Source organism: Mesorhizobium sp. WSM4850 (assembly GCF_055811735.1).
Genome location: NZ_JBVVPV010000002.1, coordinates 466,816 through 480,463, shown reverse-complemented (window position 1 = coordinate 480,463; position 13,648 = coordinate 466,816). Strand labels below are relative to the sequence as shown.

The window sequence follows — 13,648 nt, the reverse complement described above, 5'->3', positions numbered from 1 at the left end:
TAGATGACAAACGACTTTTCAGCGCAGGTGGTCGGGTTCGGCAGGAGCGCCGCACCGATGCGGGTCTCAATCAGCCCTCACCGCGACGATCATCAAGGCCTGGTAGGCGTCCGCCACCTCGCGCAGCGCCGCCTGCGAAAGCGGCCCGGCGCGCCGCGCGATACCGTCCCTGGCGTTCGACGTATCCCGCTTGCCGGACCGGTCGGTGTAGGGCGCGACAGTAGTGAATATCTGTTCGCTCAGGCCGTCGGGGAAAAACAGCTGGCCGGTCATCACCGAATTGTCGTTGGGGAAGACTTTGAAATGGATGTGGGTGGTGCGGCCGCGATACCAGCCGGGATAGATGGTGGCGAACGAGACGATACCGCTGTCATCGCTCTTTTGCCAACCGCGCAGAAAACTCTGGCCTGACGTATCGACATCCTGGCCGTCGCCTTGTCCCGGATAGCCTGAATAATGGCCTTGCGCGTCGCAATGCCAGATATCGACCCGCGCGCCGGCAAGCGGCCGGCAGCCTGCGTCGATGACCTGCAACCGCAGATTGAGGGCAATGCCCGCTTTGCCTTCGGTGATATCGGCGCGTTCGAGCTTCGGGTCGAAATAGAACGGGCCCTCGGTCGCTTCCGGTGTGATCGCGCAGACGCCGGCGCCGCTATCGAACAGGGCAAGCCCGGCATAGGGCGAGGCCTGCTGCGCCAGCGCGATGCCCGGCAGAAAGACACCGCCGCCCGCGCTAACGGCAATGAGGCCAAGCGCCTGGCGCCGGCTCAACGGCAAGGAGGACGGTTTGTCGGACATCCGGCGCCTCTTTTTGGTTTCTGTCGAGCAAGCTGGCTTGGTCTTATCTAGTCAGTGAGACCAGCCAACGCCAATGAAAACCCAGCAAATTTGGGAAAACCCGGCAATGTTGGCGACCTGTTTGGCCCATCGGTTGCCACGTGCAAAAGCACGGCGTGCATCCTATATGGAGCCAACAATCCTTTTCGAGGCCCAACATGAGCGATGCACAGACGATACAAATCCCCGTAACCGTTCTCACCGGCTATCTTGGCGCCGGCAAGACGACGCTGCTAAACCGCATCCTTTCGGAAAGCCACGGCAAGCGCTACGCCGTCATCGTCAATGAGTTCGGTGAGATCGGCATCGACAACGAGTTGATCGTGGAATCCGACGAGGAAATCTACGAGATGAACAATGGTTGCGTCTGCTGCACGGTGCGCGGCGACCTGATCCGCGTCGTCGAGGGCTTGATGCGCCGGCCAGGCCGCTTCGACGCCATCGTGATCGAGACGACCGGCCTCGCCGATCCGGTGCCGGTGGCGCAGACCTTCTTCATGGACGACGACGTGCGCTCCAAGACCAGGCTCGACGCGGTGGTGGCGCTGGTCGACGCCAAGCACCTGCCGTTGCGGCTGAAGGATTCCCGCGAAGCCGAGGACCAGATCGCCTTTGCCGATGTCGTCGTGCTCAACAAGACCGATCTCGTCACGCCGGAGGAACTGAGCAAGGTCGAGGCGACGATCCGCGCGATCAACCCGGCGGCCCGGATTCATCGCACCACGCGCGCCGGCGTGGCGCTGTCCGAGGTGCTCGACCGCGGCGCCTTCGACCTTTCCCGGGCGCTGGAGAACGATCCGCATTTCCTCGAGGCGCGTGACGACCACGACCATCATGATCATGACCATCATGACCATGATCATCACGATCATGACGGGCATCATCACCATGACCACGCGCACCCGTCCGATATCCATGACGTGACGGTGCAGTCGGTGTCTCTGCGGGGCGGCGAGATGGACCCGAAAAAATTCTTCCCCTGGATCGAGAAGATCACCCAGATGGAAGGCCCTAACATCCTGCGTCTGAAAGGGATCATCGCGCTTAAAGGCGATGACGAGCGCTACGTCATTCAGGGCGTGCACATGATCATCGAGGGCGACCACCAGCGCGCCTGGAAGGACGGCGAGAAGCACGAGAGCCGGCTGGTCTTCATCGGCCGCGAACTCGACGCCGAGCGGCTGAAGAAGAGTTTTGATGCCTGCCAGGCGGCTTGATTTTCGGGCCTTATAACGCTAGCGCTGCACGTTCTCTCCTTCTCCCCTTGTGGGAGAAGGTGGCCGAGCGAAGCTCGGTCGGATGAGGGGTGTTCCAGCTTGGCAACGACGGCACTCCGTCCAGCACCCCTCAACCGTCTTGGCGCTGCGCGCCAATCCACCTTCTCCCACAACAAGGAGAGAAGGCAAGCTGCACCTATCCGCGCTGGCGGCTCCCCCGCGGAGGTAGACGACCAGCGGAAATCTCGAACGGAATCTCCCATGCCGACAGTCGCCCCGCTTGATCTCCAGGGACATTGCATCGCCGCCGTCTTCCTTGGCGACGTGCCGCATTTCGCACTGGCCGACGGCACAATCCATCGGCTGGACCATGGCCACAAGACGGCGCAGGCCAATGACGGGCTTCTCGCCGCCTTCCACGATGCGGCCAACGACCGGCTGATCACCGGCGGCGAGGACGGCAAGATTTTTTCCGTTACCGCCGGCGGCAATGCGGCAGAATTGGCAAGCGCCGGGAAGAAATGGATCACCAGCGTTGCCGCCGGACCACAGGGCGCCATCGCCTATGCCTCGGGCAAGATCGCCTTCGTGCGTTTCTCCGACGGCAAGACCAAGGAATTCCTGCATCCGCGTTCGGTAGAGGGGCTGGCGTTCTCGCCCAAGGGGATGCGCTTCGGCGTCGCCCGCTACAATGGCGCGACGCTGCATTTCCCGGCGGCGAACGGCAAGCCGGTCGAGCTGGAATGGGCCGGCGCCCATACCGGCATCACCTTCTCGCCGGATGGCGCCTTCCTCGTCACCACCATGCAGGAGAACGCGCTGCATGGCTGGAAGCTCGCCGATGGCAAGCACATGCGGATGACCGGCTATCCCGGCAAAGTCAAAAGCCTGGCATGGGCGCCCAAGGGAAAATGGCTGGCCAGTTCCGGAGCCCCGGCGGCGATCGTCTGGCCGTTTTCGGGCAAGGACGGGCCGATGGGCAAGGCGCCGCTGGAACTCGGCACGCGCGGCAACGCCATGGTGACCTCGGTCGCCTGCCATCCGAGCCAGGATGTCGTCGCCGTCGGCTATGACGACGGCATGGTGATGGCGGTGCGTTTCGCGGACGCCAAGGAGGTGCTTCTGCGCCGACCGGGCAAGGGCGCCATTACCTCGATGATGTGGGACAAGGAGGAACGCCGCGTCGCCTTCGGCAGCGCCGCCGGCGACTGCGGCGTCATCGATATTTCGGCCTAGGGCCGTAGGGGAGTAGGGCAGTAAGGGAGTAGGAACACATTCCCCTATTGCCCTCTGTCACTGAACCGCGCGGCCAATTGCGGTTCCGGCCGTCGATTGGCTAGAGTGACGCATGAGGGGGTATTCATGCATACAATCGACCATTCAAAGATGGCGATCGGTGGCATCAGCACTGCTCGCATCGCGGATCTGCGCGAGACCGAGGCCGAAGCCTTCCGCAAGGCAAGGCCGAAATCAGCAGCCAAGGTCGGCAACGGCCTGCCGGGCTTCTTCGGCGGGGTGCCGATGCACTGGATGAACGACTGGCCGACGCCGTTCCCGATACTGGTCGACAGCGCCAGAGGCGCCACTATCACTGACATCGACGGCAATCGGCTCGACGATTTCTGCCTCGGCGACACCGGCTCGATGTTCGGCCACTCGCCGCCGCCGGTCGCCCACGCCATCCGTAGGCAGGCCGGACGCGGCCTGACCTACATGCTGCCTTCGGAAGATGCACTCGCCATCGGCCCGCTGCTGCAACAGCACTTCGGCCTGCCGTTCTGGCAGATTGCGACAACGGCGACCGATGCCAACCGCTTCGCGCTGCGCGTCGCCCGCGCCATCACCGGCCGGGGCAAGATCCTGGTCTTCAACGGCTGCTATCACGGCTCGGTCGACGAGACGATGGTGCGCCTGGTCGACGGCAGACCGGCCAACCGGCCAGGACTGGCCGGCGAATTCCGCGACCTGACCGGGGCGACCGATGTCGTCGAGTTCAACGATGTGCCGGCGCTTGAGACAGCACTCCGGGACCAGCAAATCGCCTGTGTCGTCACCGAGCCGGTGCTGACCAATTCCTGCATGGTGCTGCCCGATCCCGGCTTCCACAACGCGCTGCGGCGTCTCACCCGCGCCGCTGGCACCCTGCTTCTGATCGACGAGACGCACACGATCTCGACCGGTCCCGGCGGCTACACCAGGAAACATGGCCTGGAGCCGGACCTGTTCGTGCTCGGCAAGCCAATCGCCGGCGGCGTGCCAGCCAGCGTCTGGGGCATGAGCGATGGCGTCGCCACCCGCTATGCCGACTATGTCAGGACCAAGGAACCAGGCTATTCCGGCATGGGCACGACGCTCTCGGCCAATCCACTGCAGTTCGCAGCGATGCGCGCCACGCTCGAAGAGGTGATGACCGACGAGAACTATAGCCATATGGACCATCTGGCGCGGCGGCTCGACGCCGGGCTGACCACCGTCATCGCCCGTTACCGCCTGCCTTGGCATGTTGCCCGAGTCGGCGCCCGCGTCGAGTTCATCTGCGCACCCGGCCCGCTGAGGAATGGCGGCGAGGCGGAAGCAGCGCACGCACCGGCGCTCGAAGCGGCTGTCCATGTCGCGCTGGTCAATCGCGGCGTGCTGATCGCGCCGTTCCACAACATGATGCTGATCTCGCCGGCGACCAGCGCTGCCCAAGTGAACCGCCTGATCACCGCCTTCGGCGCGGTTGCGGCAAGGCTCGCGGCATGAGACAAGCTTGCACATGAGAGAAGCGCACAAGCAAACTTTGAACGCCATCATCGCCTCCCCTTCGGGCTCAACGCCCGCCGAGGCGCATACCTTTCTCGACGCCCATCCCGAGATCGAAGCGTTCGACATCGTGCTGACCGATGCCAATGGCGTCGGGCGTGGCAAGATCGTGCGCCGGCACGAGTTGATGAGCATCTTCGAGGGCGGCAGGCATATGCCGATCTCGATCCTCGGCCTCGACATCACCGGCGAGGACGTGCACGAGACCGGACTGATCTGGACGACGGGCGACGGCGACCTGCGGGCATGGCCGATCCCCGGCACGCTGGTGCCGCTGTTCGGCACACAGCCGCCGCGCGGCCAGGTGCTGATGGCGATGTACCATCTCGATGGCCAGCCGATGTCCTCCGACCCGCGCCTGGCGTTGGGCCGGCAGGTGGAGATACTGGCGGCCAAGGGCCTGCATCCGGCCGGCGCCTTCGAGCTCGAATTCTTCCTGCTTGCCAACGAGCGCGACGCCGACGGCAAGGTGCAGCCGGCGCACGCGGTGCTCGACGGCCGCCGCTCGGCCAAGACAGAGGTCTATTCCGTCGACCATCTGCACGGCATGGAGCCGCTGTTTTCCGATATCTATGCCGCGGCCAGGGTGCAAGGCATCCCGGCCGAGACGGTCATTTCCGAATATGCGCCCGGCCAGTACGAACTGACGCTTAACTATCGCAAGGACGTGATGCGGGCCGCCGACGACCTCGTCATGCTGAAGCGGCTGGTGCGGGCGCAGGCGCGCCGCCACGGCGTCACCGCCTGCTTCATGGCCAAGCCGATCGAGAAATACGCCGGCTCCGGGATGCATTTCCATGTCTCGCTGCAGGACAAGGCCGGCAACAACGTCTTTGCCGAAGCCAGCGGCGAGACCTGGTCCTTGCCGCTGCTGCGCGGACTGGGCGGCCTCATCCAGACCATGGCCGAATCGATGCTGGTGTTTGCACCGCACGCCAATTCATGGCGGCGTTTCGTTTCGCAATCCTATGCGCCGGTGGCGCCGACCTGGGGCGTCAACAACCGCTCGGTGGCATTGCGCGTGCCGGCTGGCGACGCAAAAAACCGGCGCATCGAGCACCGGCCGTCGGGCGTCGACGCCAACCCCTATCTGGTGGCGGCAACCGTGCTGGCCGGCATCGTCAAGGGTCTCGATGAGAGCCTCGATCCAGGCCCCGAAACCACCGGCAATGGCTACGAATCAGCAATCACGCGCACCACCATGCCGGTGGACTGGCGCGCCGCGATCGAGGCGGCAAGGGCCTCGACATTCCTCAAAGCGGCGCTGGGGGAAGATCTGCACCGAACATTCGTGGCGATCAAGCAATCCGAATATCTGCGGGTGGCGCGTACGGTCAGCGAACTGGATTATCATCTCTATCTGCACGAGGTGTGAGGCATCGCATCGCCGGTCATTCGCCCAGCGAAAGCCGGGTCCCGGCTATTTGAAGGAACCTTTCGGGGGCTTCGCTCATTCCGCATCTGATCGCAGCAGCGGGCAAGGCCGCATCAGCCATGATCGCCAGGATGCAGACAAATTCTCCACACCACGCCAAGGTGCAGGCAAGACGCTGGCCCAAGCCTGAATTGCCTGAGACGGCAGAAGACGATGGCGCAAGCACCATTCCCGAACTCAGCGAAGTGGCGAAGGCCTGTCGCCGCTGCCCGCTGTGGCGCAACGCAACGCAGACCGTGTTCGGCGAAGGGCCTGACAAGGCCAAGGTGGTTTTCGTCGGTGAACAGCCAGGCGACCAGGAGGATCTGGCCGGCAAACCTTTCGTCGGTCCGGCGGGAAAAGTCTTCGACGCCATCCTGGACGATGCCGGCGTCGACCGGCTGAAAGTCTATGTCACCAATGCGGTCAAGCATTTCAAGTTCGAGCCGCGCGGCAAGCGGCGCATCCACTCGAAGCCGAATACCGGCGAGGTACAGGCCTGCCGCTGGTGGCTCGACAGGGAACTCGATCTGATCAAGCCCAATCTGGCGGTGGCGCTCGGCGCAACGGCGGCGCAGTCACTGCTCGGCAAGGTCGTGCCGATCATGAAGATGCGCGGCGCGGTCGTGGATCGGGACGATGGCTTGCCTGTGTTCGTCACCATCCACCCGTCCTTCATCCTGCGTATTCGCGAGCCGGCGGACAAGCAGGCCGAACGCGAGCGGTTCCTGCAGGACATGAAGGCAGTGAAAAAGCTGATGGCCGCCTGACCCCTATCTGATCAGGATTGCCCTCAAATCATTGACGTTCGTCCCGGTCGGGCCGGGCACGAAGAGATCGCCGACGGCGTTGAATGCCGTCCAGGCATTGTTGCCGGCAAGCATCGCCTTGGCATCGACGCCTGCCGCCCGCATCCGCGACACCGTCGAGCCGTCGGCAAAGGCGCCGGCATTGTCCTGCGAACCGTCGATGCCATCGGTGTCAGCGGCCAGTGCATGGGCGCCCTCCATGCCGCTGATGCCGATGGCGAAGGCAAGCAGAAACTCGGTGTTACGACCGCCCTTGCCCTTCGCCCGCACGGTCACCGTCGTCTCGCCGCCTGATAGAATCAGCACGGGCTTCGGGAAAGGCCGGTTGCGCGTCGCGACTTCACGGGCGATTGCCGCATGGACACCCCCAACTTCGCGCGCTTCGCCCTCGATGGAATCGGAGAGGATGGCCGCCTCGATGCCATGGCGCCTGGCTTCGGCCGCAGCCGCTTCCAGCGAGACACCGGCCGAGGCGATCAGATGCACTTCGTTGCGCGAAAAACGCGGATCATCGACGCGCGGCGCATCGGCGGCCGGCGAATTGATATGCGCCATCACGGCAGCCGGCAGTTTCATGCCATAGGCGGCGATCGATGCCAGCGCCTCTTGGCGGTTGCCGGAATCGGGAACCGTCGGGCCGGAAGCGACAAGCGCCGGATTGTCGCCGGGAATGTCGGAGACCACCAAAGATACCAGCTTTGCCGGATAGGCAGCTGCCGCCAGCCTGCCGCCCTTGATGGTGGAAACATGCTTGCGGATGGTGTTCATGGCGGCGATCGGCGCGCCGCAGGCGAGCAGCGCCTCGTTGACGGCGATCTCGTCAGCCAGCGTCAGACCTTCGGCGGGCGCCGGCAGCAGCGCCGAGCCACCGCCGGAGATGAGCGCCACGACCAGATCGTCCGCGGTCAGCCCCTGCACCTTTTCGAGCAGCCGGCGCGACGCTTCGAGCCCTGCGGCATCCGGCATCGGATGCGCCGCCTCGATGATCTCGATGCGCTGGCATGCCGCGCCATAGCCGTAGCGGGTGACGACCAGCCCTTCGATCCGCCCGTCCCACACTTTTTCGAAAGCCGCCGCCATCTGCGCCGAGCCTTTTCCTGCACCAATGACGATGGTGCGCCCCTTCGGCATTGCCGGCAGATGATCCCTGATCGTCCTCTGCGGATCAGCGGCGGCAACGGCGGCATTGAAGATGGCGGCGAGGAAGGATTTGGGATCGAGCGCCGTCATTTTGCTTCCGGCGGCAGTGCCAGCTCGCGCCCGTCGACGCCGAGGTGGCTGCACAGCGCATCGACGACGACGCCGTGATCCTCACGCTCCGGCAGGCCCGAGACCGCGATCACACCGATGACGCCGGAACCTTTGACCGTTATGGGAAAGCCACCACCGGCCAGCACATAGTCCGATATGTCGAGCCCCTCGCCTGGCTTGAAGCTGCGGTCGGGACGCTGCTGCTCCAGCACCATGCGGTAGGTGCTTTTCAGGAACCGCTGCACCACGTTGATCTTGCGCCGCGCCCAATCCGGATTGGAGGCGTTCGAGCCCGGCATTGCCGCGTAGAACAGCGGCCGGTCGAAGGTCCTGATGTCGACGATGATCGGCAAGCTCTGGGCCAGTGCCCGGTCGCGGATCGTCGAGCCGATCTTGAAGGCGACAGCTTCGTCGAAGACCGAGAAGACAAGCTCGGCTTCCTGTTTCTGGATCAGAGCGATATCGTCTGCAACCGCCATGTCGTTCCCCTATCAACGTCGCGGCACCCTTTGACCGATGGCTGCCGCTGGGTCAAGCGGGGCGTGTGGGATAGCTAAACCGCCATATCGGTCTTCATCGCCCGCCCGGCGACGTAGACCTCGCGCACGGCACGGTCGTCGCCCAGCGTCTGCAGCAGAAACAGCTCCTCCGCCAGCGTGTCCGCCGTCTCCATCCGCAGCCGCATGGCCGGCGTGGCGCGGGCATCGAGGACGACGATGTCGGCATCGCTGCCTTGGTCGAGCGTGCCGATCCTTTCCACGATCGACAGCGCCTCGGCATTGCCGCGGGTGAGTTGCCAGAACGACTGGAACGGATTGAGCTTCTCGCCGTTCAGCGCGATCACCTTGTAGCCCTCATCCATGGTGCGCAGCATCGAGTAATTGGTGCCGCCGCCGATATCGGTGGCGGTGGCGATGCGGAGTGGTTTTTCGCGGCGGCGGTAACGCTGATAATCGAACAGGCCCGAGCCGAGGAACAGGTTCGAGGTCGGACAGAACACGGCGACCGAGCCCGTGTCCGAAAGCGCATCCGCCTCGCGTTCCGAAAGATGGATGCAGTGGCCGAACAGGCTTTTGCGCCCGAGCAGCCCATAGCGCTCGTAAACATCGGTATAGTCGCGTGCCTGCGGATAGAGTTGCAGTGTAAAGGCGATCTCGGCGTGGTTTTCCGACAGATGCGTCTGCATGTGCAGATCAGGATATTCGCGGCAGAGCGCGCCCGCCATTTCCAACTGTTCGGGCGAGGAGGTGATGGCGAAGCGCGGCGTGATGGCATAGTGCTGGCGCCCCTTGCCATGCCACTCCTTAATCAGCGCCTTGCTGTCGTCATAGGCCGATTGCGGCGTGTCGAGCACGCCCTCCGGTGCGTTGCGATCCATCATCACCTTGCCGGCGATGTTGAGCATGTTGCGGTGATGCGACTCGGCGAAGAACGCCTCGGCCGATTCCTTGTGCACCGAGCAATAGGCGGCGACGGTCGTCGTGCCGTGGCGCAGCATCTCGTCGAGGAACAGCCTGGCGATGCGGCGGCCATGCTGGGCGTTCTGGAATTTGGTTTCCTCGGGAAAGGTGTAAGTATTCAGCCAGTCGAGCAGTTCGGCGCCGTAGGAGGCGATGACCTGCATCTGCGGAAAATGCGCATGCGGGTCGATGAAACCAGGCAGCAGCACATGCGGACGGTGGTCGATCTTTTTTGCGCCTTCATCAGCCTTTTTCTCGACGTCGGCATAGGCGCCCGCGGCAACGATCCTGCCGTTGCGAAGCAGCAGGCCGCCGTCGTCCTCGTAGCGCCAGGCGGAATGGTCGTCGACGGTCTCAGGCCAGCGCAGGAAGGACAGCGTGCGGCCGCGCAGGAGGGTGCTGGTCATGCTTATTTCCCCGCCTCCTCGAACCATGCCACCAGCAGCGTCCGCTCCTTGTCGGTGATATGGGTGACGTTGGCGGGCGGCATCGCGTGGCTGCGGCCGGCCTGCAGGTAGATCTCGCGGGCCTGCCCGGCGATACCGGCGTCCGTGTCGAGCATCACACCTTTCGGCGCGTGATAGATGCCCTCGTAGGACGGCTCCTGCGCATGGCACATCGAGCAACGGCCAAGCACCGTATCGCGCACTGCGGGAAAATGCGCCGAGGCGATATAGACCTGTGCCGTCGAGGACGCCTTGACTTCGCCGGTCAGCACTTTCGGCGCGGTTGACAGCCAGATGATGACGACGAACAGGACGGCGGCAGCCAGCCAGATCCAGGTCGGGTTGCCCTTGCGCGCATGCATGGTGTTGAAATAGTGCCGGATCAGCACGCCGATGATGAAAACCAACGAGGCGATCACCCAGTTGAACTGGGTAGCAAACGCCAGCGGGTAGTGGTTCGACAGCATCAGGAAGAGAACGGGCAGCGTCAGGTAATTGTTGTGCAGCGAGCGCTGCTTGGCGATCTTGCCGTATTTCGGATCTGGCTTCCTGCCGGCGATCAGATCGGCGACGACGATCTTCTGGTTCGGAATGATGACCATGAAGACATTGGCCGACATGATCGTCGCGGTGATGGCGCCAAGATGCAGGAAAGCGGCGCGGCCGGTGAACAGATGGGTAAGACCCCAGGCGATGAACACCAGCACGCCATAGAGCACCAGCATCAGGCCGGTGTCGCTCCTGCCAAGCGGCGAACGGCATAAGAGATCGTAGACCACCCAGCCGACGCCGATCGTCGCCAGCGACAGCAAGATGCCTGTAGGCACCGACATGGCAAGCACGTTGGGATCGATCAGGAAGAGGTCCGCGCCGGCATAGTAGACGACGCACAGCATGGCAAAGCCCGACAGCCAGGTAGCGTAGGATTCCCATTTGAACCAGGTCAGGTGCTCAGGCATTTCGGTCGGCGCCACGAGATATTTCTGGATGTGGTAGAAGCCGCCGCCATGCACCTGCCATTCTTCGCCGAAGGCGCCGACAGGCATGCCCGGACGCTGGCGCAAGCCGAGATCGAGCGCGACGAAATAGAAGGACGAGCCGATCCAGGCTATGCTGGTGACGACATGCAGCCAGCGCACGGCGAAACTCAGCCAGTCCCAGAAAATCGCAAAATCGATCATTGAAAAGTCGTCCCTGCCGATTGGGTGACTTTACGGACTGGAGCGCAAACGGAAAGGGCCGAGCGGCACGATGACTTTCAAAAAAAAATGGAAAATACTACAGCGCCGCGCGTCCCTTGGACGCGCAAAGGACGCTGTAGAACTTTTATCTGGTGCATGATCCTTTCCGAAAATCGATTCCGATTTTTCGGGGTCATGCACTAGGGTTATCCCTGCGCAGCCGCATGAGAGCCCCAAAGCCGCATGGCCTATCTCGACAACATCTCCGTCTTCGTTCGCGTCGTCGAGCTCGGCAATCTGTCGGCGGCGGGGCGCGACATGCGCATTTCGCCAGCGGTCGCCTCCAACCGCATCAAGGAGCTCGAAAAACATCTCGGTGTCAGGCTGTTCAATCGCACGACGCGGCAATTGATGCCGACCGAGCACGGCACGGTGTTCTACTCCGGCGCCAAGCAGGTGCTTGAGGCGGTCACCGAGGCGGAAGCCGCTGTCAGCGCTTTGTCCGGCCAGCCGCGTGGCACCATCAAGGTGACAGCGCCGCTTGGCCTCGGCCGGCGGCTGGTGGCGTCGGGAATCCCCGATTTCCACGACAAATATCCTGACATCGAGGTTCGGCTGAGGCTTTCGGACCACAATGTCGACATCATGAAGGAAGGCATCGACGTCGCGTTCAGACTGGGTATCATCGAGGATTCCAGCCTGAGAATGCGCGGCATCATGGAGTGCGAGCGGGTGCTGGTGGCGGCGCCGAAATATCTGGAGACGCGCGGCGAACCGACCGAGCCGCAGGAACTGATCGCCAGCAAACACGACTGCCTGATGCTGCGCTACGCCGGCGCGCGCGAATATGTGTGGACGCTGCAGACGGCCGACGGTCCGCGGAAATTCGAGGTGCACGGACCCTATGACACCGACGATGGCGACGTGCTGACCGGCTGGGCGCTGTCGGGCCGCGGCATCATCAACAAGCCGCGCTTCGAGGTCGAGCCGTTCATCCGCGACCGCCGTCTGAAGGTGATCCTGCCCGACACTCCACCGACGCCGGTGCAGTTCGCCGCCGTCTACCCGCACAAGAAGCTGCAGGACCCGAAGGTGCGGCTGCTGCTCGATTTCATGGCCGAGCGCTGCCAACGGCTGATCAAGGAAATTCTGGCCGGCAAATGAGCGTTGCTCGAATTCTGGCCGTCAGCCGGCCATTGCCTTGCCACGAGAGACGGGGTGCGGCGCGGCTCGCGCGCCAGCATGGGCGGCCAGTGCCGTCATGATCTCGGCCGCCGCCAAGGCCGCAATGACTTGCGGACGCTTGTCCTTGACCGCATCGCCGCCGATCGGCGAGACGAGGCCGGCAAATTGCGCCTCGCTGCCGTCCGCCGCCTTCAGGAACCAGTTCCTGAATGTCGCCTTCTTGGTCTTCGAGCCGATCATGCCGACATAGGCGGCATCCCGGCGTTTCAGTGCCTCGGCGACGATCAGGAAATCCAGTGCGTGGTCGTGAGTGAGGACGACGAATGCGGCGCCAGCCGAAGCCTTGCGCACCATCGCCTCGGGCATTGGCGTCAGGCTGGTTTCGACCGTGTCCGGCATGCCCTCCAGCGCCTCGGCCCGCGTCTCGACAACGACGACACGGACCGGCAGCAAGGCCACCGCCGAGGCTAGCGCCTGGCCAACATGGCCGCCGCCGAAGATGTAGACATGCGGCAGCTGCGCCTGCTCGGCGTCCGCCGCCGCGACCAGCTCTTGCGCCAACGCCGTGTCGACCAGCCGGATCAGCACCTCGACCCTGCCGCCGCAGCACTGCCCGATCTCGGGCCCGAGCGGGACATCGAGGGTAGCGCGGACATCCCTCCCCCTTGAGGGGAGGGTGGCGGCGAAGCCGTCGGGTGGGGTCGCCGCGCCAGTGCTCGACATTTTCTTAGGTCGCGTGCTTCCTCTACCGACCCCCTCTGGCCGCTCCGCGGCCATCTCCCCCTCAAGGGGGGAGAAAAGCAGCTGCCGTGCCTTATCGATCGCGATGAATTCGAGCTGGCCGCCGCCGATCGTGCCAAAAATCGCCGCGCCCGAGACGAGCATGAAGGCGCCCTTCTCGCGGGGCGTCGAGCCTTTGGTCCCGGCCACCTCGACCAGCGCGACACGGCCGGCGCCGCCAAGAAATGCTTTCAGGGTTTGCACTTTCGAGGTCATGTTTTTGCTTTCCCTATCGGGAAACATAGGGTTTTTCGGCCCGGATT

At 63.7% G+C, this 13,648-nt stretch carries 12 protein-coding genes; 6 read left to right on the top strand and 6 right to left on the bottom strand.

Annotated elements, in window-relative coordinates; translation table 11 throughout:
* Positions 1–66: 66 nt before the first annotated feature.
* Positions 67–798 carry an intradiol ring-cleavage dioxygenase gene (locus tag AC0L2Z_RS05335; protein ID WP_473626973.1) on the bottom strand — a complete coding sequence of 244 codons (732 nt, stop codon included), beginning with the start codon at positions 796–798 and terminating at the stop codon, positions 67–69.
* A 197-nt stretch (positions 799–995) separates the two neighbouring features.
* Here AC0L2Z_RS05335 and AC0L2Z_RS05330 point away from each other — a divergent pair, with 197 nt between their 5' ends.
* The 5 genes from AC0L2Z_RS05330 to AC0L2Z_RS05310 all read left to right on the top strand — a co-directional run bounded on the left by AC0L2Z_RS05330 (position 996) and on the right by AC0L2Z_RS05310 (position 7,043).
* On the top strand, positions 996–2,054 hold the full coding sequence (locus tag AC0L2Z_RS05330) for a CobW family GTP-binding protein (RefSeq protein WP_473626971.1): 1,059 nt from the start codon (positions 996–998) through the stop codon (positions 2,052–2,054).
* A gap of 261 nt (positions 2,055–2,315) precedes the next feature.
* Entirely contained in the window at positions 2,316–3,290 is a 975-nt protein-coding gene (locus AC0L2Z_RS05325; protein WP_473626969.1) for a WD40 repeat domain-containing protein, read from the top strand.
* A gap of 126 nt (positions 3,291–3,416) precedes the next feature.
* Positions 3,417–4,799, top strand: coding sequence for an aspartate aminotransferase family protein (locus AC0L2Z_RS05320; protein WP_473626967.1), 1,383 nt, complete (start codon positions 3,417–3,419; stop codon positions 4,797–4,799).
* Between the two features lie 13 nt (positions 4,800–4,812).
* The gene (locus AC0L2Z_RS05315; protein ID WP_473626965.1) at positions 4,813–6,234 is read left to right on the top strand and encodes a glutamine synthetase family protein; all 1,422 of its coding nucleotides are present in this window, start codon (positions 4,813–4,815) and stop codon (positions 6,232–6,234) included.
* An 86-nt stretch (positions 6,235–6,320) separates the two neighbouring features.
* Entirely contained in the window at positions 6,321–7,043 is a 723-nt protein-coding gene (locus AC0L2Z_RS05310; protein ID WP_280806757.1) for a UdgX family uracil-DNA binding protein, read from the top strand.
* A 3-nt stretch (positions 7,044–7,046) separates the two neighbouring features.
* Here the strand turns inward: AC0L2Z_RS05310 and AC0L2Z_RS05305 are convergent, their stop codons facing one another.
* The 4 genes from AC0L2Z_RS05305 to AC0L2Z_RS05290 form a co-directional block, all read right to left on the bottom strand.
* Positions 7,047–8,312 (bottom strand): glycerate kinase type-2 family protein, encoded by a 1,266-nt coding sequence (locus AC0L2Z_RS05305; RefSeq protein WP_473626964.1) that lies wholly within the window; start codon positions 8,310–8,312, stop codon positions 7,047–7,049.
* Positions 8,309–8,812 carry a heme-degrading domain-containing protein gene (locus AC0L2Z_RS05300; protein ID WP_473626962.1) on the bottom strand — a complete coding sequence of 168 codons (504 nt, stop codon included), beginning with the start codon at positions 8,810–8,812 and terminating at the stop codon, positions 8,309–8,311. Before AC0L2Z_RS05300 ends, AC0L2Z_RS05305 begins: the two co-directional genes overlap by 4 nt.
* 74 nt (positions 8,813–8,886) lie before the next feature.
* Positions 8,887–10,200 carry a guanine deaminase gene (gene guaD, locus AC0L2Z_RS05295; RefSeq protein ID WP_473626961.1) on the bottom strand — a complete coding sequence of 438 codons (1,314 nt, stop codon included), beginning with the start codon at positions 10,198–10,200 and terminating at the stop codon, positions 8,887–8,889.
* 2 nt (positions 10,201–10,202) lie between these two features.
* Positions 10,203–11,420: a urate hydroxylase PuuD gene (locus AC0L2Z_RS05290; protein WP_128168396.1), complete on the bottom strand. Its 1,218-nt coding sequence runs from the start codon at positions 11,418–11,420 to the stop codon at positions 10,203–10,205.
* 243 nt (positions 11,421–11,663) lie between these two features.
* Here AC0L2Z_RS05290 and AC0L2Z_RS05285 point away from each other — a divergent pair, with 243 nt between their 5' ends.
* Positions 11,664–12,584 (top strand): LysR family transcriptional regulator, encoded by a 921-nt coding sequence (locus AC0L2Z_RS05285; RefSeq protein ID WP_023796825.1) that lies wholly within the window; start codon positions 11,664–11,666, stop codon positions 12,582–12,584.
* Between the two features lie 21 nt (positions 12,585–12,605).
* On the opposite strand, the gene xdhC is transcribed toward AC0L2Z_RS05285, so the two are convergent.
* Complete coding sequence (gene xdhC, locus AC0L2Z_RS05280) at positions 12,606–13,601, bottom strand: xanthine dehydrogenase accessory protein XdhC (protein WP_473626959.1); 996 nt, start codon at positions 13,599–13,601, stop codon at positions 12,606–12,608.
* Positions 13,602–13,648: the final 47 nt, after the last annotated feature.

Coding starts and splice junctions, on each gene's coding strand:
- AC0L2Z_RS05315 (WP_473626965.1), top strand. CDS start 4,813: ATGAGAGAAGCGCACAAGCAAACTTTGAACGCCATCATCGCCTCCCCT.
- AC0L2Z_RS05285 (WP_023796825.1), top strand. CDS start 11,664: ATGGCCTATCTCGACAACATCTCCGTCTTCGTTCGCGTCGTCGAGCTC.
- guaD (WP_473626961.1), bottom strand. CDS start 10,200: ATGACCAGCACCCTCCTGCGCGGCCGCACGCTGTCCTTCCTGCGCTGG.
- AC0L2Z_RS05330 (WP_473626971.1), top strand. CDS start 996: ATGAGCGATGCACAGACGATACAAATCCCCGTAACCGTTCTCACCGGC.
- AC0L2Z_RS05320 (WP_473626967.1), top strand. CDS start 3,417: ATGCATACAATCGACCATTCAAAGATGGCGATCGGTGGCATCAGCACT.
- AC0L2Z_RS05305 (WP_473626964.1), bottom strand. CDS start 8,312: ATGACGGCGCTCGATCCCAAATCCTTCCTCGCCGCCATCTTCAATGCC.
- AC0L2Z_RS05300 (WP_473626962.1), bottom strand. CDS start 8,812: ATGGCGGTTGCAGACGATATCGCTCTGATCCAGAAACAGGAAGCCGAG.
- AC0L2Z_RS05290 (WP_128168396.1), bottom strand. CDS start 11,420: ATGATCGATTTTGCGATTTTCTGGGACTGGCTGAGTTTCGCCGTGCGC.
- xdhC (WP_473626959.1), bottom strand. CDS start 13,601: ATGACCTCGAAAGTGCAAACCCTGAAAGCATTTCTTGGCGGCGCCGGC.
- AC0L2Z_RS05325 (WP_473626969.1), top strand. CDS start 2,316: ATGCCGACAGTCGCCCCGCTTGATCTCCAGGGACATTGCATCGCCGCC.
- AC0L2Z_RS05335 (WP_473626973.1), bottom strand. CDS start 798: ATGTCCGACAAACCGTCCTCCTTGCCGTTGAGCCGGCGCCAGGCGCTT.